This window comes from Cryobacterium sp. N22 (assembly GCF_002929555.1).
In the GTDB taxonomy this organism is placed as follows: Bacteria; Actinomycetota; Actinomycetes; order Actinomycetales; family Microbacteriaceae; genus Cryobacterium.
The window spans coordinates 20,896-46,275 of record NZ_PJJP01000032.1; the positions used below are offsets into that span (position 1 = coordinate 20,896).

Below are 25,380 nucleotides of genomic sequence, written 5' to 3' on the forward strand. Positions count from 1 at the left end.
GACCAGCCTAGGCCTCCCGCCTGAGTGCGCTGCCCTGACTGTGTCGGGGTGGCCAAACGGCGCGGCCCGATCCGTGAGGGATCGGGCCGCGCCGTGAGCCGTGCGGGTGCGTGCGCCTATGCGCCCGGGGTGGTGACGAGCTCGGGCTCGGCCGCCGGGTGGACCGGGTGCGTGCGCTCCAGCGACGCCCCCTCCACGTCGACGTTGGGCAGGATGCGGTCCAGCCACTTCGGCAGCCACCAGGCCGCGTCACCCAGCAGGTGCATCACGGCCGGGATGATGAGCAGCCGCACCACGAAGGCATCCAGGAGCACGCCGATGGCGAGCCCGAAGCCGATCGACTGGATCATCACCGAGTTCGAGAACACGAAACCGGAGAAGACCGAGGCCATGATCAGCGCCGCGGCGATGACCACCGTGCGGCCGGCGTGGAAACCGCGCTGCACGGCCAACCGCGCCGGCGCGCCGTGGGCGTACGCTTCGCGCATGCCGCTGACCAGGAACAACTGGTAGTCCATCGCCAGGCCGAACAGCACGCCGACGACCAGGATCGGCAGGAAGCTCAGGATCGGCCCCGGGTCGTGGATGCCGAACAGCGCCCCGAGCCAGCCCCACTGGAAGACCGCCGTGATCGCGCCGAACGAGGCGAACAACGACAGCACGAACCCGAGTGTCGCGGTGACCGGCACCAGGATCGAGCGGAACACGAAGATCAGAATGACCAACGAGAGCCCGACGACCACGAGCAGGTAGAGCGGCAGCGCGTCGGCGAGTTTCTCACTGACGTCGATGTTGCCGGATGCGTTGCCCGCGACGCCGAGGGAGGCGACACCCTCGATGTCGAGGCCGCGCAGGTCGCGCACCAGCTGCTCGGTCGACTCACTGTTCGGCCCGTCCTCGGGGATGACCTGGAACGCGAGCAGCAGGTCGTCGTCTGACGCACCGATGGGTGCGACCGCGACGACGTCGTTCTCAGCCTTGAGCGCTGTTCCGATGCGCACCTGTTCGGCGATGAGCTCGTCGTCGGTGATGGCCGTCTCGAGGTCGGCGACCACGAGCAGCGGGCCGTTCACGCCGGCGCCGAACTTGTCGTCGACGAGCTTGTAGGCCCGGTAGGCGCTCGAGTCGAGCGGCTCGGACGAGCCGGCGGGGAGCCCCAGCCGCATCGAGAGCGCGGGGATCGCCACGATCAGCAGCACGGCGATGCCGGCGATCACGGTCACGACGGCGCGCACGGTGTTCATCGGCTTGATGGGCGCCGCGACCTTGGCGGACGGGGTGCCGATGTGCGCGCGAGCCTTCTTGGTGAGGATCTTCGTGCCGACCAGGCCCAGCAGCGCCGGCGTCAGGGTGATCGCGATGAGGATCGCGACGAAAACACAGACGGCGCCCACGGTTCCCATCAGGCCCAGGAACGGGATGCCGGTGAGGTTGAGGGCGAGCAGGGCGATGAGTACGGTGGCGCCGGCGAACACCACGGCGTTGCCGGAGGTGCCGTTCGCCAGTCCGATCGACTCCCGCAGGTCTATCCCTCTCCGCAGCTGGGTGCGATGCCGGTTGAGGATGAAGAGCGAGTAGTCGATGCCGACCGCGAGCCCGAGCATGACGCCCAGGACCGGGGTGACGGAGAGCATCTCGACGCTGCCGGACAGGGCGAGCGAGGCGAGCACGCCGACGCCGACACCGATGAGCGCGTTCAGCAGCGGAAGACCTGCACCGATGAGCGTGCCGAGCATGACGAACAGCACCACGGCCGCGATGATCACGCCGCCGATCTCGCCCGGGCCGAGGATCTCGGGAATGCTGGCGGCGATGTCGTTGGACACCTCGGCCGTGACGCCATCGATCTTGGCGTTGTCCATCTCCTCGATGATCGCCTCCTTCGATTCGGCCGGAACCTGGTTGAGCGACGTGTCGAACTGCAGGCTCGCGACCGCGGTCGTCTCATCGGCCGATACCTGGCGGATGCCCGCGGCCAGGTCGAGCAGGTCGGAGCCCTGTTCCAGGGTGGCGCTCTGGGTCGTCAGTGCGGTGCGGCCCGCATCGAGAGTGGCCTGCTGCTCGGCTATCGCGGCCGCGCCCGCGTCGAGCTGGCCCTGCTGCTCATCGAGCATCGGCTGGGCGGCGGCGAGTTGTCCGGCCGCCTCCGCCTGGCTGCGGGCGGCGTCGAGCTGTGCCTGTCCGGCAGCGAGCTGGGCGGTGGCCGCGTCGATCTGCGCCTGCCCGGCGTCGATCTGGGTCGTGCCGTCGACGATCTGCTGGCGGCCGTCGATGATCTGCTGGGCCTGATCGTCGATCTGCGCCTGCGTGTCGAAGGGATTCGTGCTCGAGGTCACGTTGTCGAGCTCGACGGTGTCGGCGAGCAGCTCACCGATCGCGGTTTTCTGCTCGGCCGTGAACGCCGAGTCGTCTGTGGTGGTGAAGACGACGGTGCCCCGTCCGCCGCTGGCGGCGGGGAACTTCTCGGCGAGCTCGTCACTCACCTTCTGGGTGGCGGTTCCCGGGATGCTCACCGCTGAGGTGAGAGTGCCGCCGAAGAGGGCGAAGGCGCCGCCGGCGAGGCCGAGGATGACCACCCACGCGACGATGACCAGCCAGGCCCGGTGGGCGGAGAACCGACCGAGTCGGTAGAGAAGGGATGCCATATTCCTCAGGTTCTTTCGTGTTTGCCTAGTGACGGAAGGGGAACTCGCATCGCGTCATCGGGAAGAGAGTGGGTACAGAAGCTGGCGGGGCAAGACGGGTACGGGTCAGCTGGACGCTGCGTAGCCCATCCGGATGGAGCCGATGAGGCGGTCGAGCAGGTCGTCCCACACCTGTCGGGAAGGCTCGTCGAGCGTGGCTCCCGTCGTGGCTATCCAGTGCACAGCCACCACGGCGACGCCGTTCATCACCGAGCTGACCAGGATCGCCACCTCGAACGGGTCGATCGCGGTGCTGCGATCGGCGATCTCGCTGGAGAGTTGCTCGGTGGCGCGGGTGAAGACATCGGTGAGAGCGGGCTGGGAGCGACCGTTCTCGCCATCCGCGGCGAGCACGCCCCAGAGATAGGAGACCACGGTGGGCAGGTCGACGGCGCGAAGGGCCGTGGTGATCTCCTCGAAAAGGGCCACCCGACTGCCGTCGCCGGCGGGCGTGGCCTGCGTTGCCGCCCGGAAGTCGTCGACGGTGACGCCGAGCAACCGGGTGCACGTCGTCATGATCACGTCGTCGAGCGAGGTGAAGTGGTTGAAGACCGTGCGCCGGGAGACGTTGGCACGGTCGGCGAGCTCGTTGACACTGAACTGGGGCTTGCCCCGTTCGCGGATGAGCGCGTCGGCGGCATCCAGGATCGCCCGACGATGACGAGCCTTGAGCTCGGCTCGCCGATCGGGGGCGATGAGGGGTGGAATCACATACTTACACTAAGTGCAACGACGCACAAAGTGCAATGAACTCCCAGCCGTTCTACAGGTCCCGGGGAGCGAGACGCACGAGGGCCTCGATGAGGGACTCCGCGCTGCGTTCGTCGGCGATCACGTCGACGCGCAGGCCGATGGCCGCCGCATCCTTCGCCGTGCGCGGGCCGATGCAGGCGACCAGGGTGGTCCGGGGGATCGGGCCGAGCTGGTCCTGCACTTGCTGCGCGACGCTGCCGCTGGTGACCAGGACGGCGTGCACCCGACCGGCCTTGATGTCGGCGACGACCCGCTCGGAGACCGGCACACCGACGGTGCGGTACGCGACGACGGACTCGACATCGTGACCGATGCGGCGCAGGCCTTCGGTGAGCAGCGGCTTGGCGATCTCGGAGCGCAGGGTGAGCACGCGCAGCGGGATGACGCCGTGCGTGGCGGCCTCCCAGTCGGCGAGCAGGCCCTTGGCGGAGTTGTCCTCGGACGGAACGATGTCGACGTGGTAGCCCGCGGCCACGAGCGCGGCGGCGGTGGTCTCGCCGACCGCGGCGATGCGGGTGCCCGGCGCCACAACGGCCCGGTGCGAGGCGAGCACGTCGACGGTGGTGGCGCTGGTGACGGTCATCCAGTCGAAGTCGCCGGCGGCGAGTTTGGCCAGGGCCGTGTCGAGGGCCGCGGCGTCGTCGGTGGGAGCGAAGTTGATCATGGGCGCGACGATCGGCATGGCGCCGCGGGAGCGCAGGTTCGCGGCCACCTGGTCGCCCCAGGGCCCGCCGCGGGGCACGAGGACCCGCCAGCCGGCCAGCGGTTTGTCCGGGTTGTACCGCACGGCACTCACGAGGTCACCGTCAGCGGGGCGATCTCGGCGGCACCGCCGGCGAGGAGCTCCCTGGCGGCGCGCTCGGCGACGTCGAGGGCGGCATCCTGCAGGTCGGCCACGGAGTGGGACTCGGGGGTCGCCGCGTGCGATGCGGTGATCCGGCGGGTGCCGTCCGGGCTGTACACGGTGGCGGTGAGGAAGAGCAGGCCGTCGTCGAGCACCGCGGTGGCGCCGATCGGGGCCGCGCAGCCGGCCTCGAGACGGGCGAGCACGTGGCGCTCGGCCGTCACGGTGGCCTGGGTGGTGGCGTGGTTGAGCACGGCGAGGGCCTTGGTGAGCAGGCGGTCCGGCTTGCCCTGGCGCACCTCGATGGCCAGGGCGCCCTGCCCGGGCGCGGTAGGCCAGTCGGAGAGCTCGAGGTAGTCGGTGGCCATGTTCTCGAGCAGGCCCAGGCGGCCCAGGCCCGCCGCGGCGAGCACCACGGCGTGCAGCTTCTCGTCGGCGACCAGCGCGAGGCGGGTGCCGACGTTGCCGCGGATGTCGACGACCTCCAGGTCGGGACGCTTCGCGCGGAGCTGGGCGGCACGGCGGGGCGACCCGGTGCCGACCTTGGCGCCCTCGGGCAGGGTGGCCAGGGTGAAGCCGTCCCTGGCGCAGAGCACGTCCCTGGCGTCGGCGCGCTTGGGCGTGGCACCGATGGCGAGGCCCGGGTACTCCTCGGTGGGCAGGTCCTTGAACGAGTGCACGACAACATCGCACTCGTCGTTCAGCAGGGCCTCGCGCAGGGCGCTGGCGAAGACGCCGGTGCCGCCCAGGCTGGAGAGGGACTCGCGGGACACGTCGCCGTGCGTGGTGATCGGGATGATCTCCACCTCACCATTGGTCGCCGCCTGGATGCGGTTGGCGACGGCCGTGGTCTGGGCCATGGCCAGGGCGCTGCCCCGGGTGCCGACGCGGATGACGCTCACGGCGCGACACCGGCGACGGCCGGCTTGAAGCCGAGGCGCACGTTCTCGCAGCAGCCCGGCCGACAGATGTCGTACCAGGGGCCGAGGTCGGTCAGGGCCGGGCGGTCCTGCACGGGCACGTCATTGAGGCGTTCCTCGACGAGGTCGACCAGGCCGCTCACGTAGACCGGGTCGGCGCCGGGGGTGGGCACACGCACCGAGAACAGGCCGTGTTCCCTGGCCGTTTCGGTGGCCTCGTTGTCGAGGTCCCACATGACCTCCATGTGGTCGCTGACGAAGCCGAGCGGCACGATGACGACGGCGCGGATGCCGCGCGCGGGCAGCAGGGCGATGGCGTCGTTGATGTCGGGCTCGAGCCACGGCATGCTGGGCGGGCCGCTGCGGGACTGGTAGACCAGCTGCCACGGGCTGTCGAGTCCCTGCATGACCACGTCGGCGACAGCCAGGTGCTGGGCGGCATAGGCGCCTTCCGGCCCGAAGCCGCGCTCGGCGGGCCCGCTCTTGGCGGCATCCGTGGACGGGATCGAGTGCGTGCTGAAGAGCACCTCGACCTCGGTGCTGAGGTTGATGCCGGGGTTCGCGGCTTCGACGTCGGCCAGGCCCTGGCGCACACCGGTGATGAACGGGGTGACGAAGCCGGGGTGGTCGAAGAACTGGCGGATCTTGTCGATCTGCACGGTTCCGGTGAGCCCCGTCGAATCCAACGCCGCGGCGAAGTCCTCGCGGTACTGGCGGCAGCCGGAGTACGAGCTGTACGCGCTGGTGGCGATGGCGAGCAGGCGGTCCTGGCCGGCGGCGTGAGCCTCGGCAATGGTGTCCGGCAGGTAGGGCGCCCAGTTGCGGTTGCCCCAGATCACCGGCAGGGCGATGCCGCGGCGGTCCAGTTCGGCCTGCAGGGCGGCGCGCAGCACGCGGTTCTGGTTGTTGATCGGGCTGATGCCGCCGAAGTGGCGGTAGTGCACCGCAACCTCTTCGAGGCGTTCCTCGGGGATGCCGCGGCCACGGGTGACGTTGCGCAGGAACGGGATCACGTCGTCCTGACCCTCTGGTCCGCCGAAGCCGGCGAGCAGAATGGCGTCGTAACTCGTCATTACTGCAGGACCTCCACGAGCTCGGCGGTCGAGATGCGACGTCCGGTGTAGAACGGCACCTCTTCGCGCACGTGCCGGCGCGCCTCGGTGGCGCGGAGCTCCCGCATCAGGTCGACCAGCTCGGTGAGCTCGTCGGACTCGATCGGCAGCAGCCACTCGTAGTCGCCGAGCGCGAACGACGACACGGTGTTGGCGATGGCCCCGCGGAACGCGGCGCCCTTGCGGCCGTGGTCGGCGAGCATCTTGCTGCGCTCGGCCTCTGGCAGCAGGTACCACTCGTAGCTGCGCACGAACGGGTAGACGGTGAGCCAGGCCTTGGGCTCGACGCCGCGCAGGAAGCCGGGCACGTGGCTCTTGTTGAACTCGGCGTCGCGGTGCACGCCCATGGCGTTCCAGGTGGGCAGCAGGCTCTTGAGCAGGCGGCTGCGGCGCAGCTCCCGGTTGGCCCACTGCAGGGTCTGGGCCTCGTCGGCGTGGGTCCAAAGCATCACGTCGGCGTCGGCGCGGAGGCCGGAAACGTCGTAGATCCCGCGCAGGGTCACACCCTCGGCCTCGACGAGGGCGATGATGTCGTCGAGCTCGTCGACGAAACGCGGCACGTCGCGGCCGTCGAGGTCGTCGGGGTTGGCCGGGTCCTTGCGCAGCACCGTGAAGAGGGTGAATCCTGAGGGCGAGGCCTCGGTGGGTTCAGCCTCTGATGAGGTGTGTGTAGCGGGGGTGGGCGTGGTCATGTCTACTGCCTCTCCGGCAGCCGGGTGAGTCATGTGTACTAGTCTCCACCGCTTTGCCCGGAGAGCCAAAAGTAGACCCGCCCACCCGCACGCTCAGCGGCGGTCGAGGACCGTTTTCACGCCCCACCACACGATTGTGCCCGCGGCCGCGGCAGCGCCCAGGGCGATGCCGGCCAGGGCGAGGGGGTTGTCTTCGCCGAGCCTGTGCAACCCGAAGGTGAACCGCCGGGTGTTGATCTTGATCTGCTTGGGCACATTGAGCTTGTACTCGATCGCGTCGAGGGTGCCGGCGAGCGCGGCACGGGCCCGGTCGGCTTCGGCGCGCAGCTCGGCGGTGCTGTGGTGTACCGGCGTGGTCTCCGGAGTCTTGTCAGTGCTCATACTCGCCAACTCCCTTGAATGCGTCGACGTCCTTCTGGATGCTCGCGGTCACACCATCCGGGTCGTGGCGGGTGCCCGTCTTGACCCGGTTGAGCCCGATCAGGGCCAGGATCACCGCGATCAGGAGCAACGCGACGGCCACGATGAGTGCGGCCAGCCAGAGCGGCAGCACGAGGTCGAGAGCGATCACGGCCAGCGCGATGAACACGCAGATCGCGAAGAAACCGAACACGGCGGCGCCGACGAACAGGCCCAGGCCGATGCCCACATTCTTCGCCTTGCCGGAGATGTCGGCCTTGAAGGCGTCGATCTCGGCCTTGACCAGATCAACGATCTGACCCGGAAGCTCGCTGAGGAGCGTGAACAGTGACTGCTTGCTCTTGGGGTTGTACCCGCTGTTGCTCACTGGCATCCTTCCTTGGACTGTCGTCGGTGAGATTACTGCGCGGCCGTGGTGTCGTCGGCGGTCTTCGCGGAGTCAGCCGCGGAGGTGGCAGAGGCCGCGGCCGCCTTGGCGGACTTCGTGGCGGACGCAGCGGCCTTCGTGGCCGCGGTGGCAGCGCCGGACGTGCCGGTCGCCGGAGCGCCCTTGGTCTTCTCCGCCTTGTTCGACACCGCAGAGGCGACCTTCTTGCCCGCTTCGTACAGGGCGCCGGGAACGTCGCCGACCCGCTCGAGGGCGAAGTCCTTGACCTCGTTCACGCGCCTCTGCACGGGCGGCCGGTTCCACAGGTCTGAGGCGGCCGACGCGATCTGGTCGTAACGCTTGCGTCCGGCGCGTGCACCCAGCACGTAGCCGACGAGGCCACCCGTGATGAAAAGAAGCTTTCCCCGCATTGTGACTCCATTCCTATACGTTCATGTGTTGCCAGCGTAACCCCCCAGCCCGGGGAGGCACATGTGTACGGGACCCAAAAGACTCCTGATCAGAGGTCTAGCACTGCCCGCCTGACCCGGATACCCGCCGCGAGGGCATCGGGGATCACGGACGCCAGGCCGGTGCCGGAGAGCCAGCCGCCGGTCACGTCGAGGCCGGGCGTGGTCTCGACGACATCGCGTACCCGGCGGATGCGCTCGGGCGCGCCGATCGTGGCCGGCGACAGCGCGTCGGCCCACAGGGTGCGGGCGAAACCGGCCACCTGGCTGTCGGTGAGGTCCACCCCGAGGATCGCGGACGCATCCTGCACGGCGAGGTGCGCCAGCTCGTCGTCGCTGAGGCCGAGGGTCGGCACGGGGGCGCCGGCGCGTCCGTAGGAGAGCCGCACGACGTGCCGGCCCGGCGGGGTGAGCGCATCCAGCCAGGCCCACTTGGCGGTGACGTGGGTGAGTGCCTTGGCGGTGACGCCGGGAGTCCCCTCCGCCACGAGTGCGCCGGTGCCGCGCGGGTGCGCGTCCAGCGCCGGGGCGTCGAGCACCAGGGTGGCGAGTTCCACGGCGGCCGGTTCCGGCCAGTCCAGGGCGGCGAGGGCGGCGAATTCGGTGCCGAGCGGGGCCAGCAGCCCCAGGGCCACTGCCGCGGGCACGGCGAGGATGACGTGCCGGGCTTCGAGGGTGCCCGGCTCGTCGGCGACGGCCGCGTCGCCGGACTCGGCATTCTTCGGTGAGGCGAGCCGGACGACCCAGCTCCGGGTCGGCGCCGCGGTGCCGTCGCCGGTCGGAGTGTCAACCGGCGTGAGGCCGGTCGCGGCGGTGTGCGTGCGGATCTCGACGTCGTACCGGCCGAGGTCGGCGACGAGGGCGTCGACCAGGCGGTGCATGCCGCCGTTCAGCCCCCGCACCGCGGAACCGGCCGGCGCGGCGATGCGGAGCGCGGTGACCGCGCCGGAGAGCGACCCGGACCTGGTCAGGGCGCGGTTGAGTCCGGGGGCCACGACGTCGACCTCGAGGTCGGCGGCCGCGGTGGCGTAGACCCCGCCGGCGACCGGGTTGACCAGGCGTTCGAGCACCTTCGTGCCCATCCGTTTGCCGACGAGCTCACCGAGGCTCTGCTCCCGGCCGATCTTGAGCACCGGCATCAGCCGGTCGGCGTAGGCGCGCAGGGCGCCGGACCAGCCGATGGCGCGGCGCACGTCCTCGGCAAGCGGTGACCCCGGAATGCCGAGCACGCCGGCCTTGGGCAGCGGCACCGACACGGGTGCGCCGCCGGGCCGGTGCGCCGGCAGGTGCAGCCAGGCCCCGGCCGGGTTCGGTTCGACGATCTCGGCGGTGAGGCCGAGGTTGGCGATGAAGGCCGCCACGGTGTTGCCGCGTACGGCGAAGCTCTCCGCGCCGGCGTCGAGCGGCAGGCCCGCGACCTCGTGGCCGGCCACGGCTCCGCCGGGAGTGCCGGCGGCCTCCAGCACGACAACGCTGAGCCCGAGGTGGGCGCACTCGCGGGCGGCCACCAGACCGGCGACACCTCCGCCGATGACCAGAACGTCCTTCATGACCTTGCTTTCCGCCGGCGGCGACCGCCGGCACGGGCTCGAGTGAGCGGTGTTCTAGGAAGCGGTGGAGGTGCCGGGCGTCGTGCTGTGCACGAACTCGACGAGCCGGGTGAGCACGTCGGGGTTCGTCTCCGGCGGCACGCCGTGGCCCAGGTTGAGCACGTGGGACGGCGCCGTGCGGCCGCGCTCGAGCACGTCGAGAACGTGCGCCTCGAGCACCGGCCACGGCGCGTTCAGCAGGGCAGGGTCGATGTTGCCCTGCACGGGCACGACGCCGCCGAGGCGCCGGCTGGCTTCGTCCAGCGGCACCCGGTAGTCCACACCGACCACGTCGGCGCCGATGCCGTGCATGGCCTTGAGCAGTTCGCCGGTGCCGACGCCGAAGTGCACGACGGGCACGTTGCGACGGATCGACTCCGGATCGGCGGCCGCGTCGGCGGCGGGCTCCGAGTAGGTGAGGTCGCGCACATGCGCGATTGCGGCGGTGGACGCCGGGGCGACGAAGCGGGTGTAGTCATCGAGCGAGAGCGCGCCGGCCCAGGAGTCGAACAGCTGCGCGGCGCTGGCGCCGGCGAGCACCTGGGCGCGGAGGAACCGGCCGGTGACCTCGGCGGTCCAGGCCATCAGCCGGGCCCAGGCTGCCGGATCCGAGTGCATCAGGGTGCGGGCGTGGATGTGGTCCTTGGACGGTCCGCCCTCGACGATGTATGCGGCCAGGGTGAACGGCGCCCCGGCGAAACCGATCAGCGGGGTCGAGCCCAGCGCAGCGACGGTGAGCGCGACGGCCTCGCTGATCGGGGCCAGTGCGGTGTCGAGCACGGCGGGGTCCAGCGCCGTGAGACGGTCCACCTCCGCCGCGGTGCGCACGGCCTGGGCCAGCACCGGGCCCTTGCCGGCCACGATCTCGACGTCGACGCCCACGAGCTTGAGCGGCACGACGATGTCGCTGAACAGGATGCCCGCGTCGACGCCGTGCCGGCGGATCGGCTGCAAGGTGATCTCGCTGGCCATGGCGGGGTCCAGGCAGGCGTCGAGCATCCGGGTGCCCACCCGCAGCTCTCGGTATTCGGGCAGGGAACGGCCGGCCTGGCGCATGAACCAGACCGGAGTCACGTCCGGACGGGTGCCCTGGTATGCCCGCACGAGCCGGGAGTCTGCGGTGAGGCCGGAAGAAAGTGGGTGCGTCGTCTCGAGGTTCATCACTCTCGATTCTCCTCTACATCGGCTGGGGGAACGATTCGAGGTGTTGTTGCACACACCGTAGAATCAAGCGGTGTTGATTTGTTTGTCCGCGAACCACAAGAACTCCAGCTTCGACGTGCTCGAAAAGCTGTCTGTGGGAGCCGACTCGGCGGCGGGCGGGATGCTCACGGGGCACGATACCCTCAGCGGGGCCGTGGTCGTCGCGACCTGCAACCGCTTCGAGGCCTACCTCGACCTCGACGAACCATTCGGGGTCTCCCCGCTTCCCGCGGTCTACGCCGCGATCGACGCCGTGAGCGCGAGCACCGGCGTGAGCGCCGCGCTGCTGCGCGACACCCTTGATCTTGTGCATGGAAACGGTGTGGCCGAGCACCTCTTCGCGGTGACCAGCGGGCTCGAGTCCGTGGTTGTCGGTGAGGGTGAGATCGCCGGCCAGGTGCGCCGCTCGCTCGAGGAGGCCCGCGCCGCCGGCACCACCAGCCCCGAGCTGGAGCGCCTGTTCCAGCGCGCCTCGCAGACCTCCCGCGGCGTGAAGAACCACACCGGCATCGGCGCCGCCGGCCGTTCCCTCGTGCGTCTGGCGCTCGAACTGGCCGAGAGCCGGGTCACCGACTGGGCGCACACCCGGGTGCTGCTCGTGGGCACCGGCCGGTACGCCGGCGCCTCATTGGCGGCCCTGCGCGATCTCGGCGTCACCGATGTGCGGGTCTACTCGTCGTCGGGCCGGGCCGAGAAGTTCGCCGTCGCCCACGACATCTCGGCCGTGCCGACGGATGCCGACGCCCTGGCCGGCGCCACCGCCGTGGCCGACCTGATCCTCACCTGCACCACCGTCGAACACCACGTCATCGATGCGGGCATCCTCACCGCGGGCCGCGCGCTCGTCGCCGCGACACACGCCGGCAACGGTGCTTCGGTTGCCGAGGCCGGCGCCGTGCGCTCCTGTCCCGTCGGCTCCGAGCCGGAGGCCGCCCGCCAGTTGGTCATCGACCTCGGCCTGCCGCGCAACGTCGACCCCGACGTCAGCGACGTGCCCGGGGTGGAGCTGCTCGACCTGGAGACCATCCGCATCCACGCCCCCCTCGAACAGCTGAACGCCACGAGCGAGGCCCGCAAGCTCGTGGGTCGCGCCGCCAAGAAGTTCTCGGCCGTGGCCGAGGAGCAGAGCTTGGCGCCCGCCGTCGTGGCGTTGCGCTCACACGTCTTCGACATCCTCGACGGTGAGATCGAGCGGGCCCGAAAGCGCGGCGACACCAGCGAGCAGACCGAGTCCGCCCTGCGGCACCTCGCCGGCGTGCTGCTGCACACGCCCATGGTGCGTTCCCGCGAGCTGGCCAGGGCCGGCGATCAGGAGGCGTTCCTCGGCGGCCTCGACGCCCTGTTCGGCATCGAGGTGACCCTGCCGGACTCCGCGGCGGCGCCCGTCGGGCTGCCCGGCGCGGCCGGCGTCTCCGACGCGTCCTGACGCGGGTGCGGGCGGCGTGGTTCTGACGTGGTCCTGACATGAAGGCCGTCTGGTTCGACAGGTTCGGTGCGCTGCCGGTGCTCCGTGAGGTCGCCGATCCCGAGCCCAGCGCCGCCGGCGTCGTGGTGCGGGTGGAGGCCACCGGGCTCTGCCGCAGCGACTGGCACGGCTGGCTGGGCCACGACCCGGACATCGCCCTGCCACACGTGCCCGGCCACGAGCTCGTCGGCGTGATCGACGCCGTCGGCCCGCTGGTCACCCGGTTCACGGTGGGCCAGCGGGTCACCGTGCCGTTCGTCTGCGCCTGCGGCGACTGCCCGGAGTGCGCCGGCGGCAACGCCCAGGTCTGCCGCAACCAGACCCAGCCCGGCTTCACCCACTGGGGTTCCTACGCCGAGCGGGTGGCGCTGCACCACGCCGACGTCAACCTGATCGCGGTGCCCGACGACCTCGACGCCGGTGCCGCCGCCCTGCTCGGCTGCCGGTTCGCCACGTCGTACCGCGGCCTCGTGCACCAGGCGAGGCTGGTGGCCGGCGAGACCCTCGTGGTGATCGGCTGCGGCGGGGTGGGCCTCTCCGCGGTGATGATCGGCCAGGCGCTCGGCGCCCGGGTGATCGCGGTGGACATCAGCGTCGACGCCCTGGCCGCGGCCGCCAGGGCCGGCGCCGCCCACACGGTCAACTCCAGCGCCATGACCGACGCCGCGGTGGTGGAGCGGCTGCTCCTGCTTTCGGACGGCGGGGCCCAGGTGTCGGTGGAGGCGCTCGGCCGGGAGAACACCGTGGGCATCGCCATCCGCTCGCTGGCCACCCGCGGCCGGCACGTGCAGATCGGGCTGCTCGCCGAGGACCCCGTCGTGCCGCTCGGGCTGGTGATCGGCCGCGAACTGGCCGTGCTGGGCAGTCACGGCATGCCCGCGAGCGACTACCCGGAGCTGATGGCGCTCGTGGCCGGCGGCAAGCTGCGCCCGCAGGACCTGATCAGCAGCCGCATCCCGTTGGCCGAGGCCCCCGCGGCCCTGGCCGCCATGTCGGCGCCCCTGCCCGCCGCCGGCGTCACCCTGATCGACCTGACCCTGCCGTAGCCGCTGCGCATCCGGAGGTCCGCGGATGGCGCGCCACCGAGCGATCCGGCGCGGGGTGCGCCGGAGCTATGCGGGCGCGGCGCCGCTGTGCGGGTGGCGTGCCACCCGCACAGCGGCGCCTGACCCGCACAACGTGAAAGCGGGTCAGGCGCCGGATGTTGCGGGACTGGCGGTTACGCTCCGCGCAGGCGCACGGCCAGGTACGCGTCGAGCTCGGCCAGGGGCACGCGCTCCTGCGCCATGGTGTCGCGGTCACGCACGGTGACGGCCTGGTCCTCGAGCGAGTCGAAGTCCACCGTGATGCAGTACGGCGTACCGATCTCGTCCTGGCGGCGGTAACGACGGCCGATGGCGCCGGCGTCGTCGAAGTCCACGTTCCAGGACTCGCGCAGGCGCGCGGCCAGCGAGCGGGCCATCGGGGAGAGAGCCTCGTTGCGCGAGAGCGGCAGCACGGCGGCCTTGATCGGGGCCAGGCGCGGGTCGAGCTTGAGCACGGTGCGCTTGTCGACGCCGCCCTTCGCGTTGGGCACCTCTTCCTCGTGGTACGCATCCACCAGGAATGCCATCAGCGAGCGGGTCAGGCCGGCCGCGGGCTCGATCACGTAGGGGACCCAGCGTTCGTTCTTGGTCTGGTCGAAGTAGGAGAGGTCCTTGCCGGACGCCTCCGAGTGCGTCTTGAGGTCGAAGTCGGTGCGGTTGGCCACACCCTCGAGCTCGCCGAACTCGCTGCCGGAGAAACCGAAGCGGTATTCGATGTCGACGGTGCGCTTGGAGTAGTGCGAGAGCTTCTCGGCGGGGTGCTCGAACAGGCGGAGGTTCTCGATGTTGATGCCCAGGCCCGTGTACCAGCTCATCCGCTGGTCGATCCAGTACTGGTGCCACTCCTCGTCGGTGCCGGGCTCGACGAAGAATTCCATCTCCATCTGCTCGAACTCGCGGGTGCGGAAGATGAAGTTTCCGGGGGTGATCTCGTTGCGGAAGCTCTTGCCGATCTGGCCGATGCCGAACGGGGGCTTCATGCGTGCGGCCTGCAGCACGTTGGCGAAGTTCACGAAGATGCCCTGCGCGGTCTCGGGGCGCAGGTAGACCATACCGGCCTCTTCGTCGACCGGGCCGAGGAAGGTCTTGAGCAGGCCGGAGAACGCGCGCGGCTCGGTCCAGGTGTGCCGGTTGCCGCAGTTGGGGCAGGCGATGCCGTCGATGCCACCCTCGGGCGCGCGGCCCTTCTTCTCTTCGAACTCCTCCACCAGGTGGTCCTCGCGGAAACGCTTGTGGCAGCTGGTGCACTCCACCAGCGGGTCGGAGAAGACCTCGACGTGGCCGGAGGCCTCCCAGACCTTGCGCGGCAGGATCACCGAGGAGTCCAGGCCCACGATGTCATCGCGGCTGGTGACCATGAAACGCCACCACTGCTTCTTGATGTTCTCCTTGAGCTCCACACCGAGGGGCCCGTAGTCCCAGGCCGACCGGCTACCGCCGTAGATCTCACCGGCCTGGAAGACGAAGCCGCGGTGGCGGGCGAGGGCGATGACGGAATCAAGACGGGAAAGTGCGGCCACGGTGGCTCCAATGGTCCAAAAGGATGGTCAAAATACCGGGCGCTGGCCCGGGTACGGATTCGTCCATTTTAGCGAGGCGGACACGGCCCCCGATTACGGGCGTTGTCTGCGGCCGTCAGCGGCGATATCTTCGACTCGTTCCACTCTCGCTCGGCTCTCTCCGCTGTTCCATCAGCTCCATCGACCGGCTCCGGGGGGAGGACCGCCGTGCGGCAGGACCCAGACCTCACCCGGCGCACCGTGCTCGCCTCGCTGGGCCTCTCCCTCACCCTCGCCGGCTGCGCGGCCCTCGCGCCCGCCCCGCGCCCGGGTGTCCCGGCGGCGACGACGCCGCCGACGCCCACCCCTCTCCCCCGGCCGCTGCCCGGAGCGGTGCCGCCGCCCGCGCCCCTCGTCCGGCCCGCACCCGGCCTCGTGCGGGTGCCCGTGCCGCCCGGCACCCTGTCCGACCTGCCCGGCGAGGGCACCCTGCTGGCCTGGACCGTCGACGACGGCACCAGCAGCGAGGTACTGGCCAGGTACATCCGCTTCGCCGCCGAAACGGGCACCAGGCTCACCTTCTTCGTCACGGGCTGTTACGACGCCTGGACCGACAACGCCGACCAGCTGCGGCCGCTCGTGCAGACCGGCCAGATCCAGCTCGGCAACCACACCTGGTCACACCCCGACCTCAGCACCCTCTCCGACGCCGACGTCACCGCAGAGCTCCAGCGCAACCACGATTTCATCAGTGACACCTACGGCGTCGATGCCCGGCCCTACTTCCGGCCGCCGTACGGCGTGCACGACGACCGGGTGGATGCCCTGGCCGCCGCGCTGGGCTACACGGTCCCGACCACTTGGTACGGCTCGCTGGCGGACTCGGGGCTCCTCACCGAGCAACAGGTGGTGGAGTTCGCGACCACCTGGTTCCTGCCGCAACACATCGTGATCGGACACCTCAACTTCGAACCGGTCACGAATGTGTTCCCCCAATTGAGCGGGCTGCTGCACGACCGGGGGCTGAGCTCGGTGACCCTCAACGACGTCTTCACCAGCACTGCGCACCCCTGAGCGGGGCCGGCGGGGAGGTCGTGCGGCGACACGCGCGGGACCTAAGGCCCCCGTTCGAGGTGTCCTCGGCTGTTACCGTTACGTAGTTACCCGGCAATCCGCTGTGAGTTTCTCGGCATCTCAAAGGGGAGAATATGGGCGCCACGTCCAAGATTCCGCACGACGCGATCGACGATCCAGACCTGACCCAGGACCCGGCCCTTCCGCCCGTGGCCCTGGATCCGAGAATCCACGAGGCCGAGGAGGCCCACTGGACCCCGGTGAAGATCGCGATCTGGGTGGCCATCGCGCTGCTCGGCGGGCTGAGCTGGGTGATGTTGGCCGTTGTCCGCGGCGAGACCGTGAACGCCATCTGGTTCGTCTTCGCCGCCATCTGCACCTACCTGATCGGGTACCGGTTCTACTCCAACTACATCCAGAAGCACCTGCTGCGCCCGGATGACCGGCGTGCGACCCCCGCCGAGTACAAGGCCGACGGCAAGGACTACGCCGCCACCGACCGCCGGGTGCTCTTCGGCCACCACTTCGCCGCCATCGCCGGTGCCGGCCCCCTCGTGGGCCCGGTTCTCGCCGCCCAGATGGGCTACCTGCCCGGCACGATCTGGATCATCGTCGGCGTGGTCTTCGCCGGCGCCGTGCAGGACTACCTGGTGCTGTTCTTCTCCATGCGCCGCGGCGGACGGTCGCTCGGCCAGATGGCCCGCGACGAACTCGGCAGGGTCGGCGGCACCGCCGCGCTGCTGGCCACGCTCACGATCATGGTCATCATCGTCGCCATCCTCGCCCTCGTCGTGGTCAACGCCCTCGCCGAAAGCGCCTGGGGCGTCTTCTCGGTCGGAATGACCATCCCGATCGCCCTGTTCATGGGCTGCTACCTGCGGTTCTTCCGCCCGGGCAAGGTCACCGAGATCTCGATCATCGGCTTCGTGCTGCTCATCGCAGCGATCGTCGGCGGTGGCGCCATCGCCGGCACCGAGTGGGGCTCAGCGATGTTCCACATCGACAAGGTGCCGCTGGCCATCGGCATCATCGTCTACGGCTTCGTGGCCGCCATCCTGCCGGTCTGGCTGCTGCTGGCCCCGCGCGACTACCTCTCCACGTTCATGAAGATCGGCACCATCGGCATGCTCGCCGTGGCGATCATCATCGTGCGGCCGGAGATCACCGTGCCCGCCGTCACCGATTTCGCCACCAACGGCAACGGACCCGTCGTCAGCGGCACGCTCTTCCCGTTCCTCTTCGTCACCATCGCCTGCGGCGCCCTGTCCGGCTTCCACGCGCTGATCGCCTCGGGCACCACGCCCAAGCTGATCGAGAAGGAACGCCAGACCCGGTTCATCGGCTACGGCGGAATGCTGATGGAGTCCTTCGTGGCGATCATGGCGCTCGTCGCCGCCCTGTCGATCGACCAGGGCATCTACTACGCCATGAACGCCTCCCCCGCCCTCACCGGTGGCACCGTGCAGGGCGCCGTGGCGTTCGTGAACGGCCTGGGCCTGACCGGTGTGAACCTCACCCCGGAGATGCTCACCCAGACGGCCATCAACGTCGGCGAGGAATCGATCGTTTCGCGCACCGGCGGCGCACCGACCCTCTCGGTGGGCCTGGCCAACATCATGCAGCAGGTCGCCGGCGGCAGCGGCATGATGGCGTTCTGGTACCACTTCGCGATCATGTTCGAGGCGCTGTTCATTCTCACCGCAGTGGATGCCGGCACCCGCGTCGCCCGCTTCATGCTGCAGGACAGCCTGGGCAACTTCTTCCCGAAGTTCAAGGACACCTCCTGGCGCACCGGCGCCTGGCTGACCACCGGCATCATGGTGGCGGCCTGGGGAGCGGTGCTCGTGATGGGCGTCACCGACCCGCTCGGCGGCATCAACACGCTGTTCCCGCTGTTCGGCATCGCCAACCAGCTGCTCGCCGCAATCGCTCTGGCCGTGTGCCTGGCCATCGTGGCCAAGCGCGGCCTGTTCAAGCACCTCTGGATCGTGGCGCTGCCGCTCGGCTTCGCGGCCGTCGTGACCATCACGGCCTCGATCCTGAAGATCTTCTCGACCGTGCCGTCGGTGGGCTACTTCGCCCAGAACGCCGCGTTCTCCAACGCCCTCGCCGCCGGGGAGACGAGCTTCGGCACGGCCACCTCGGTCGAGGCGATGGAGGCCGTGGTGCGCAACACCATGGTGCAGGGCATCCTGTCGATCATCTTCGTCACGCTCGCTGTCATCGTGATCTTCACCGCGCTGCAGGCCACCTGGAACGCGTGGAAGACCCGGTCGAACGCGACCAGCGAAGACCTCGCCGTGCCGTCGCGGATCTTCGCACCGTCCGGCCTCAAGGCCACGCCGGCCGAGAAGGCCACCCAGGCGCTCTGGGACGCCCGCCCGAGCACCGGCAGGCGCAAGGTGCGCGAGCACTGATGAGCGTGACCACCGCGGTGCGCTCGGCTGCGGCCGGGCTTGCCTGGTACGTCAAAGGGGTCCTCGGTGAGGACGCCTACGACAAGTACCGGGCGCACCACGAGTCGGTGCACGGCACGGATGCTGCGACGCCGGTGATGACCGAACGGGAGTTCTGGCGCGACCAGACCGACCGGCAGGACACCAACCCGCAGGGCCGGTGCTGCTGAACGGTACCCCATCGTGAACAACGGCCCGCCCGGGTGAAAATCCGGGCGGGCCGTAGCATTGGAGGCGATGACTGACTCAACGAAGCCCACGCTGCCGACTCCTACGCCGACCAAGCCCGCGCTGAACAAGGACACCCGCCTCTGCATCTCGCTGGCCGCACGGCCGAGCAACTTCGGCACCCGGTTCCACAACTACCTCTATGAGCAGTTCGGGCTGGACTTCGTCTACAAGGCGTTCACCTCGACCGACCTGGCCGGCGCCATCGCCGGGGTGCGGGCGCTCGGCATCCGCGGTTGCTCGGTGTCGATGCCGTTCAAGGAGGATGTCATCGCTCTCGTCGACGAACTCGACGCCTCGGCCACGGCCATCCAGTCGGTGAACACCATCGTCAACGACGACGGCTACCTGCGGGCGTACAACACCGACTACATCGCCGCGGCCGACCTGCTGAAGAGCAACGCCCTCGACCCGGCCACCCCGTTCCTGCTGCGCGGCTCCGGCGGCATGGCCAAGGCCGTCGGAGCGGCCCTCCGCGACTCCGGCTTCGCCACGGGCACCATCGTGGCCCGCAACGAAAGCCGCGGCCGCGCCCTGGCCGACGAGCTCGGCTACGGCTGGCTGGCCGAGCCCGGATCCGCGACCGCGCCGTTGCTGGTGAACGTCACACCGATCGGCATGGCCGGCGGCGCGCAGGCCACCGAGTCCGCGTTCACGGCCGCGGCCATCGCGGCCTCCGACACCGTCTTCGATGTCGTGGCGCTGCCCGCGGAGACGCCCCTGATCCTCGCGGCCCGCGCTGCCGGCAAGACCGTGATCACCGGCGCCGAAGTCATCGCCCTGCAGGCCGCCGAGCAGTTCGAGCGCTACACCGGCGTGCGGCCGACACCCGAGCAGGTGCGGGCCGCCTCGGCCTTCGCCCGCGCGTGAGCGACGCCCCGGCCGCGCACCCCGACATCCTGGTCGCGGCCGTCGCGCTCATCCGCGACCGCCGGGTGCTGATGGTCACCGCCCGCGGGCGCGACGTGTGGTTCATGCCCGGCGGCAAGATCGACCCGGGCGAGAGCGAGGAGGCTGCCGCCGCCAGGGAAGCCTGGGAAGAGGTGGCCGTGCGCCTGGACCCCGCCGCCCTCAAACCCCTGTTCACGGTGCTGATCCAGGCGCACGGCGAACCCGACGGCCGGCTGGTGCGAATGAGTGTCTTCGGCGCGGAGACCACCGCGGAACCCGCGGCCAGCGCCGAGGTGAGCGCCGTGCACTGGGCCACCTCGGCCGACCAGCCGCGGTGCCCGCCGGCCGGCGTCGAGGTGCTGCGCCGGCTGCATGCCGCCGACCTGATCGACTGAGCATCGGGCGGCGCGGGCGGCAGGCACCTCGAATGCCCCTGCCAGGGTGGAGCCGGTACGGTGGACAGGCCGAACACGATCACGCAGCCCCTGAGCTGCCTTCGGCTCCCCCATGCACGAAGGAGATCTATGTCGGTGCTCGACAAGCAGCTGGTTCCGATTTTCGAGGAGGTCCTCGACCGGAACCCCGGCGAAGCCGAATTCCACCAGGCGGTACGCGAGGTTCTGGAGAGCCTCGGACCGGTGGTGACGAAGCATCCGCAGTACGCCGACTCGGCCGTGATCCGACGCCTGTGCGAACCCGAACGCCAGATCATCTTCCGGGTGCCGTGGGTGACGGATTCGGGCAAGATCGAGGTGAACCGCGGCTTCCGGGTCGAATTCAACTCCGCACTCGGCCCGTACAAGGGCGGCCTCCGGTTCCACCCGAGCGTCAACCTCGGGATCGTGAAGTTCCTGGGCTTCGAGCAGATCTTCAAGAACTCACTCACCGGGCTCCCCATCGGCGGCGGAAAAGGCGGCTCCGACTTTGATCCCAAGGGCCGTTCTGACGCCGAGGTGATGCGCTTCTGCCAGTCGTTCATGACCGAGCTGTACCGGCACCTGGGCGAGTACACCGACGTCCCGGCCGGTGACATCGGCGTCGGCGGGCGTGAGATCGGCTATATGTTCGGCCAGTACAAGCGAATCACCAACCGCTACGAGTCCGGCACGATGACCGGCAAGGGACTGAGCTGGGGCGGATCGCAGGTGCGCACGGAGGCGACCGGATACGGCACCGTCTTCTTCGTCGACGAAATGCTCAAGGCCGCCGGCCAGAGCTTCGACGGCAAGCGCGTTGTCGTGTCCGGCTCGGGCAACGTCGCGATCTACGCGATCGAGAAGGTGCACCAGCTCGGCGGCACCGTGATCGCCTGCTCGGACTCCGGCGGCTATGTGATCGACCCGTCCGGCATCGACCTCGCCCTGCTCAAAGAGGTCAAGGATGGGCGCCGGGGGCGGATCTCCGAGTACGCGACACTGCGCCCGGCCGACGTCACGCACGTCGCCGGCGGGTCGATCTGGGATGTTCCGTGCGACATTGCGCTGCCGTGCGCGACCCAGAACGAACTCGACGCCGACGGCGCCGCGGCGCTGATCCGCAACGGCTGCCAGATCGTCGCCGAAGGCGCGAACATGCCGACCACCCCGAACGCGGCCCGGTTGTTGGCGGAGGCCAATGTGAAGTTCGCTCCCGCCAAGGCCGTCAACGCGGGTGGTGTGGCCACCAGCGCGCTGGAGATGCAGCAGAACGCGTCGCGCGACTCGTGGACCTTCGAGCACACCGAGGATCGTCTCGCCGAGATCATGCGCGGCATCCACGACCGGTGCCTGGAAACCGCTGACGAGTACGGCACGCCGGGAAGTTACGTGGCCGGGGCGAACATCGCCGGCTTCACCCGGGTCGCCGACGCGATGCTCGCGCTCGGCGTCATCTAACCCCAGCCCGCGAGCCGTGAGTTAAGCCCCGGGAAACGCGAGTTTTCGGGGCTTAAGTCACGGCTCGCGGCAGGGTGCGCGCGGGCGTACCCTGCCTGCATGACCGACGAGCAGCCGCTGCCCTGGGCCGATATCCGGCTCTGGGAGATCGGCATGTTGCAGCAGTCCACCGGCAACGGGCTCGAGCACTGGCTGGCCCGCATCCGCGAGCTCGACCCGCCCGACGAACACGCCCTGCGCGAGTGGCTGGTGACCGAGGGGCTCAGCGGCTACCCGCGGGCGCTGCTCGTGCACGAGACGTTCGGCTACCCTGACTCCACGGTGCGGGCCGCCGACGAGCTGATCGACGCCCAGTACGCCGACCGCCCGTCGCTGCGGCCGATCCTCGACGCCGTGCTGCTGTACGCCGGCGACCTCGACGAGGTGGGCATCCAGACCCGCACCACGCACGTCGCGCTGTCCGGGCCGCAGCGCACCTTCGCCGTGGTGCAGCCGACCACCCGGCACCGCGTGGACCTGGGCCTCCGCATTGACATGCCTGGCGTGACACCCAGCACCCGGCTGCGTCCCGCCACCGAGCTCGGCGCCGACTTCCCCGCCCGGATCCCGCTCACCTCCGCCAGCCAGGTCGACTCCGAGGTGGCCGCCTGGCTGAAACACGCCTACGACGCGACCCTCTAGTCGCGCGGGGGGGGGTCAGTGCACGTATTCGAGCAGGTCGAGGCCGACCGAGCGCATGCCGTCCAGCACCGAGAGGCGGGAGGAGAGCGAGTGGTCCTCGAAGAAGATCGACACGGCGTAGGCCACGCCGGCGCGCGGACCGCGCAGCACGCCCACCTCGCTGCGCACCCCGTTGTCGGTGCCTGTCGAGTTCACCAGCAGCACCCCGTGCGACGCCGACCGATGGGCGTGCGGTTCGAAGCCGAACGCACTGGCGACCATGGACAGGTCGGAGTTCAGCGACAGCCAGCCGAGCACCCGTTCGCTGCCCTCGTCGTCGAGGATCTCACCGCGGGCCAGGGCCGTGAACAGCCAGGTGAGCTCGCGGGCGCTGCCCACCGACAGGTTGGGGGCGTCGTCGGGGCCGCGGGAGTCGCGGACGAGGTCGAGCAGGCCGGTGCCGCTCAGGCCGAGTTCCTCGGTGCGCCGGCGCACGGCCTCCAGGCCCACCGCGCGCAGCAGCACGTTGGTGGCCAGGTTGTCGTTGGTGGCGCCCACGAGTGCGGCCAGGTCGGCCACGGGCAGCGACGGCGCCTGCAGGTGCTGCCAGAGACCGGAGCCGTCGACCGAATCCTTCACCGTGCGGTCGAGGATCGTGTAGGCGCCGAAGTCGGCGTCGCGCAACCGCGAAGCCACCTCGATGAGCAGCAGCACCGTGCCGACGCCGGCGGTGGGCATCACGACGTGGTCATCGACGGAGAACAGCACCCGGCCGGTGGCCAGGTCGGTCGCCCGCGCCGACACCTGCGCGCCACCCATGGCGAGCTCGCCGAGCGCTTGAAAGCCACGTTCGAAGCTGGACGGCACCGAGGATTCCCGGTGTCTGCCGCCGCGTTCGATTGCGTGCCTTGACCGGCGTTCGGAATCCTGTGCTGGCGCGACCACTACTGCGTTGTCCTCTGACTATCGGTACTGCGACATCCCCGCGAACACCCTAACCCACGCGTCGCGGGGCCGGAGAAGACCGCTACCAGATCGTGACGCGCTTCTCAGGGGCGAGCCACGCGGCATCCGTCTCGGTCACGCCGAACGCCGTGTAGTACACGTCGATGTTGCGCACAATCTGGTTGCACCGGAACTCGTTCGGCGAGTGCGGGTCGATCGCGAGCAGGCGGATGGCCTCCTCATCGCGCATCTTCATCTGCCACGCCTGCGCCCAGGAGAGGAAGAACCGCTGGGCACCGGTGAACCCGTCGATGACGGGCGGCTCGGCGCCCTCGAGCGAGAGCAGGTACGCCTTCCAGGCGATCGAGAGGCCGCCCAGGTCGCCGATGTTCTCGCCGATGGTGAGGGCACCGTTCACGTGGTGGTCGGGAACCTGCGCCGGGTGCAGCGCGTCGTATTGCTCGATCAGCGACGCCGTGCGCTCGTCGAACGCGGCCTTGTCGGCCTCGGTCCACCAGTCGGTGAGCCGGCCGTCGCCGTCGTACTTGGAGCCCTGGTCGTCGAAGCCGTGGCCGATCTCGTGGCCGATGACCGCGCCGATCGCTCCGTAGTTGGCTGCGGCATCCCGGTTCACGTCGAAGAACGGCACCTGAAGGATGGCGGCGGGGAAGACGATCTCGTTGAAGCCCGGGTTGTAATAGGCGTTGATGGTCTGCGGCGTCATGAACCACTCGTCGCGGTCCAGCGGGTTGCCGATCTTGCCCAGCTCCCGGTGGAACTCGAACTCGCCGGTGGCGCGCACGTTCTTGATCAGGTCGCCGGGCTCGATGGCCAGGCTGGAGTAGTCGCGCCACTTCACCGGGTAGCCGATCTTGGGGGTGAACTTGTCCAGCTTCTCCAGGGCACGGGCCCGGGTCTCGGCGGTCATCCAGTCCAGGCCGGAGATGCTGGCCCGGTAGGCCTCGACGAGGTAGCCGACGAGCACGTCCATGCTGGTTTTGGCGTCGGGTGAGAAGTGCCGGTCGACGTAGATGCGGCCGACGGCCTCGCCGAGGGCGCCCTCCACGAGCGAGACGCCGCGCTTCCAGCGGGCGCGGATCTGCGGGGTGCCAGTGAGGGTGCGGCCGTAGAAGTCGAAGTTCGCCTCGACGAAGTCGCTCGACAGGTACGACGCGCTCGAGCGGATGACCTGCCAGCGCAGCCAGTCCCGCCAGGCGTCGAGCCGGTCCTCGGTGAGCATCTCGGCCAGGCCGACCACGAAGCTCGGCTGGCGCACGACGACCTCGGCGAATGCCACGGCCGGGGCGTCCAAGCCCTCCAGCCACAGGTCGAGGTCGGCGCCCGCGGCGAGCGCGGAGAGCTGGTCCCAGGTCTTGAGATTGTAGGTCTTCTCGCTGTCGCGGGTGCGCACGTTGTCCCAGTGGTGGCTGGCGAGCTCGGTTTCCAGGGCGAAGATGCGCCCGGCGCGCACCGGAGCGTCGTCGACGCCGGCGAGGGTGAGCATCCGTTCGACGAAGGCGAGGTAGGCCTCCCGCACGCCGGTGAACTTCTCGTCACGGTAGTAGGACTCGTCCGGCAGGCCCAGGCCGGCCTGCTCGACGAAGACCAGGTAGCGCTCGGGGTTGCCCGGGTCGTTGTCGACGAAGAGCTGGAAGGTTCCCGCGACGCCGGCCCGCTCGAGGCGGCCGAGGGTGGCGAGGAACACCGGCACGCTGCTGATGCCGTCCACGGTGGCGAGGTCGGCCGCGAGCGGGGTGGCGCCGAGCTGCTCGATGCGCTCCTCATCCATGAAGCTGGCGTAGAGGTCACCGAACTTGCGCTCCTCGGTGCCCTCCTCGGCGGTCTGCGCCTCGAGGATGATGGCCCGCACGGCCTTCTCGGCCTCCTCGGCGAGCAGATAGAACGAACCCCAGCGGGCCTTGTCGTTCGGGATCTCGGTGCGGGCGATCCACTTGCCGTTCACGTGGCGGAAGAGGTCGTCCTGCGGGCGCACGCCCGGGTCGAGTTCGTCGGTGTCGATTCCGGATGCCGTCGCCTGATCAGTCATCGCACCAGCCTAAACCTCACCGTGAAATGGTGGGGGATGTGGCGGGCGTGGGACCATGGGCCGTGGTCAGGGATGCAGCGGCATGGGAGCATAAGAACAACG

General features: G+C 69.8%; 23 protein-coding genes. 9 read left to right on the forward strand and 14 right to left on the reverse strand.

Going from position 1 to position 25,380, the window contains the following annotated elements; translation table 11 throughout:
* Positions 1-116: 116 nt before the first annotated feature.
* The 11 genes from CXY76_RS07610 to hemE form a co-directional block, all read right to left on the reverse strand.
* On the reverse strand, positions 117-2,645 hold the full coding sequence (locus CXY76_RS07610) for an MMPL family transporter (protein ID WP_104163645.1): 2,529 nt from the start codon (positions 2,643-2,645) through the stop codon (positions 117-119).
* A 105-nt stretch (positions 2,646-2,750) separates the two neighbouring features.
* Positions 2,751-3,395 carry a TetR/AcrR family transcriptional regulator gene (locus tag CXY76_RS07615; protein WP_104163646.1) on the reverse strand — a complete coding sequence of 215 codons (645 nt, stop codon included), beginning with the start codon at positions 3,393-3,395 and terminating at the stop codon, positions 2,751-2,753.
* A gap of 52 nt (positions 3,396-3,447) precedes the next feature.
* Complete coding sequence (locus CXY76_RS07620) at positions 3,448-4,233, reverse strand: uroporphyrinogen-III synthase (protein ID WP_104163647.1); 786 nt, start codon at positions 4,231-4,233, stop codon at positions 3,448-3,450.
* Positions 4,230-5,183: a hydroxymethylbilane synthase gene (gene hemC / locus CXY76_RS07625; protein WP_104163648.1), complete on the reverse strand. Its 954-nt coding sequence runs from the start codon at positions 5,181-5,183 to the stop codon at positions 4,230-4,232. Before hemC ends, CXY76_RS07620 begins: the two co-directional genes overlap by 4 nt.
* On the reverse strand, positions 5,180-6,274 hold the full coding sequence (locus CXY76_RS07630) for a ferrochelatase (RefSeq protein WP_104163649.1): 1,095 nt from the start codon (positions 6,272-6,274) through the stop codon (positions 5,180-5,182). The genes hemC and CXY76_RS07630 overlap by 4 nt, the downstream gene beginning before the upstream one ends.
* Entirely contained in the window at positions 6,274-7,005 is a 732-nt protein-coding gene (gene hemQ, locus CXY76_RS07635; protein ID WP_104163650.1) for a hydrogen peroxide-dependent heme synthase, read from the reverse strand. The genes CXY76_RS07630 and hemQ overlap by 1 nt, the downstream gene beginning before the upstream one ends.
* A gap of 93 nt (positions 7,006-7,098) precedes the next feature.
* Entirely contained in the window at positions 7,099-7,386 is a 288-nt protein-coding gene (locus CXY76_RS07640) for a DUF3618 domain-containing protein (protein ID WP_104163651.1), read from the reverse strand.
* On the reverse strand, positions 7,376-7,792 hold the full coding sequence (locus CXY76_RS07645) for a phage holin family protein (RefSeq protein ID WP_158253859.1): 417 nt from the start codon (positions 7,790-7,792) through the stop codon (positions 7,376-7,378). The genes CXY76_RS07640 and CXY76_RS07645 overlap by 11 nt, the downstream gene beginning before the upstream one ends.
* A 32-nt stretch (positions 7,793-7,824) precedes the next feature.
* Positions 7,825-8,223, reverse strand: a complete 399-nt coding sequence (locus CXY76_RS07650; RefSeq protein ID WP_104163653.1) for a hypothetical protein — start codon at positions 8,221-8,223, stop codon at positions 7,825-7,827.
* Positions 8,224-8,312: 89 nt separating this feature from the next.
* The gene (locus tag CXY76_RS07655; RefSeq protein WP_104163654.1) at positions 8,313-9,812 is read right to left on the reverse strand and encodes an NAD(P)/FAD-dependent oxidoreductase; all 1,500 of its coding nucleotides are present in this window, start codon (positions 9,810-9,812) and stop codon (positions 8,313-8,315) included.
* A 54-nt stretch (positions 9,813-9,866) separates the two neighbouring features.
* Positions 9,867-11,012 (reverse strand): uroporphyrinogen decarboxylase, encoded by a 1,146-nt coding sequence (gene hemE, locus CXY76_RS07660; protein WP_104163655.1) that lies wholly within the window; start codon positions 11,010-11,012, stop codon positions 9,867-9,869.
* A gap of 73 nt (positions 11,013-11,085) precedes the next feature.
* Between hemE and CXY76_RS07665 the strand changes: the two genes are divergently transcribed.
* Entirely contained in the window at positions 11,086-12,480 is a 1,395-nt protein-coding gene (locus CXY76_RS07665) for a glutamyl-tRNA reductase (protein ID WP_104163656.1), read from the forward strand.
* A 38-nt stretch (positions 12,481-12,518) separates the two neighbouring features.
* A complete protein-coding gene (locus tag CXY76_RS07670) occupies positions 12,519-13,565 on the forward strand; it encodes an alcohol dehydrogenase catalytic domain-containing protein (RefSeq protein WP_104163657.1) in 1,047 nt (348 codons plus the stop codon).
* A gap of 173 nt (positions 13,566-13,738) precedes the next feature.
* Here CXY76_RS07670 and CXY76_RS07675 read toward each other — a convergent pair whose 3' ends face one another.
* Entirely contained in the window at positions 13,739-15,124 is a 1,386-nt protein-coding gene (locus CXY76_RS07675) for a glycine--tRNA ligase (RefSeq protein ID WP_104163658.1), read from the reverse strand.
* A gap of 207 nt (positions 15,125-15,331) precedes the next feature.
* Here CXY76_RS07675 and CXY76_RS07680 point away from each other — a divergent pair, with 207 nt between their 5' ends.
* The 7 genes from CXY76_RS07680 (at position 15,332) to CXY76_RS07710 (ending at position 22,307) form a co-directional block, all read left to right on the forward strand.
* Entirely contained in the window at positions 15,332-16,177 is an 846-nt protein-coding gene (locus CXY76_RS07680) for a polysaccharide deacetylase family protein (RefSeq protein ID WP_104163659.1), read from the forward strand.
* Between the two features lie 134 nt (positions 16,178-16,311).
* Positions 16,312-18,594, forward strand: a complete 2,283-nt coding sequence (locus tag CXY76_RS07685) for a carbon starvation CstA family protein (protein ID WP_104163660.1) — start codon at positions 16,312-16,314, stop codon at positions 18,592-18,594.
* On the forward strand, positions 18,594-18,803 hold the full coding sequence (locus CXY76_RS07690; RefSeq protein WP_104163661.1) for a YbdD/YjiX family protein: 210 nt from the start codon (positions 18,594-18,596) through the stop codon (positions 18,801-18,803). Before CXY76_RS07685 ends, CXY76_RS07690 begins: the two co-directional genes overlap by 1 nt.
* 67 nt (positions 18,804-18,870) lie before the next feature.
* Positions 18,871-19,731: a shikimate 5-dehydrogenase gene (locus CXY76_RS07695; protein ID WP_104163662.1), complete on the forward strand. Its 861-nt coding sequence runs from the start codon at positions 18,871-18,873 to the stop codon at positions 19,729-19,731.
* On the forward strand, positions 19,728-20,147 hold the full coding sequence (locus tag CXY76_RS07700) for an NUDIX domain-containing protein (protein WP_233199635.1): 420 nt from the start codon (positions 19,728-19,730) through the stop codon (positions 20,145-20,147). The genes CXY76_RS07695 and CXY76_RS07700 overlap by 4 nt, the downstream gene beginning before the upstream one ends.
* Before the next feature lie 129 nt (positions 20,148-20,276).
* Positions 20,277-21,626: an NADP-specific glutamate dehydrogenase gene (gdhA, locus tag CXY76_RS07705; protein ID WP_104163663.1), complete on the forward strand. Its 1,350-nt coding sequence runs from the start codon at positions 20,277-20,279 to the stop codon at positions 21,624-21,626.
* A gap of 99 nt (positions 21,627-21,725) precedes the next feature.
* The gene (locus tag CXY76_RS07710) at positions 21,726-22,307 is read left to right on the forward strand and encodes a DUF5655 domain-containing protein (protein WP_104163664.1); all 582 of its coding nucleotides are present in this window, start codon (positions 21,726-21,728) and stop codon (positions 22,305-22,307) included.
* Positions 22,308-22,322: 15 nt separating this feature from the next.
* Here CXY76_RS07710 and CXY76_RS07715 read toward each other — a convergent pair whose 3' ends face one another.
* Both CXY76_RS07715 and CXY76_RS07720 read right to left on the reverse strand, forming a co-directional pair.
* Positions 22,323-23,153 carry a serine hydrolase gene (locus tag CXY76_RS07715; protein ID WP_233199636.1) on the reverse strand — a complete coding sequence of 277 codons (831 nt, stop codon included), beginning with the start codon at positions 23,151-23,153 and terminating at the stop codon, positions 22,323-22,325.
* 160 nt (positions 23,154-23,313) lie between these two features.
* A complete protein-coding gene (locus CXY76_RS07720; protein ID WP_104163666.1) occupies positions 23,314-25,278 on the reverse strand; it encodes a M13 family metallopeptidase in 1,965 nt (654 codons plus the stop codon).
* Positions 25,279-25,380 lie beyond the last annotated feature (102 nt).

What these genes read in the sequence shown, in the direction of transcription:
- CXY76_RS07720 (WP_104163666.1), bottom strand. Translation starts at nt 25,278, where the DNA reads ATGACTGATCAGGCGACGGCATCCGGAATCGACACCGACGAACTCGAC.
- hemQ (WP_104163650.1), bottom strand. Translation starts at nt 7,005, where the DNA reads ATGACCACGCCCACCCCCGCTACACACACCTCATCAGAGGCTGAACCC.
- CXY76_RS07710 (WP_104163664.1), top strand. Translation starts at nt 21,726, where the DNA reads ATGACCGACGAGCAGCCGCTGCCCTGGGCCGATATCCGGCTCTGGGAG.
- CXY76_RS07690 (WP_104163661.1), top strand. Translation starts at nt 18,594, where the DNA reads ATGAGCGTGACCACCGCGGTGCGCTCGGCTGCGGCCGGGCTTGCCTGG.
- gdhA (WP_104163663.1), top strand. Translation starts at nt 20,277, where the DNA reads ATGTCGGTGCTCGACAAGCAGCTGGTTCCGATTTTCGAGGAGGTCCTC.
- CXY76_RS07650 (WP_104163653.1), bottom strand. Translation starts at nt 8,223, where the DNA reads ATGCGGGGAAAGCTTCTTTTCATCACGGGTGGCCTCGTCGGCTACGTG.
- hemE (WP_104163655.1), bottom strand. Translation starts at nt 11,012, where the DNA reads ATGAACCTCGAGACGACGCACCCACTTTCTTCCGGCCTCACCGCAGAC.
- CXY76_RS07655 (WP_104163654.1), bottom strand. Translation starts at nt 9,812, where the DNA reads ATGAAGGACGTTCTGGTCATCGGCGGAGGTGTCGCCGGTCTGGTGGCC.
- CXY76_RS07630 (WP_104163649.1), bottom strand. Translation starts at nt 6,274, where the DNA reads ATGACGAGTTACGACGCCATTCTGCTCGCCGGCTTCGGCGGACCAGAG.
- CXY76_RS07685 (WP_104163660.1), top strand. Translation starts at nt 16,312, where the DNA reads ATGGGCGCCACGTCCAAGATTCCGCACGACGCGATCGACGATCCAGAC.
- CXY76_RS07610 (WP_104163645.1), bottom strand. Translation starts at nt 2,645, where the DNA reads ATGGCATCCCTTCTCTACCGACTCGGTCGGTTCTCCGCCCACCGGGCC.
- CXY76_RS07695 (WP_104163662.1), top strand. Translation starts at nt 18,871, where the DNA reads ATGACTGACTCAACGAAGCCCACGCTGCCGACTCCTACGCCGACCAAG.
- CXY76_RS07640 (WP_104163651.1), bottom strand. Translation starts at nt 7,386, where the DNA reads ATGAGCACTGACAAGACTCCGGAGACCACGCCGGTACACCACAGCACC.
- CXY76_RS07670 (WP_104163657.1), top strand. Translation starts at nt 12,519, where the DNA reads ATGAAGGCCGTCTGGTTCGACAGGTTCGGTGCGCTGCCGGTGCTCCGT.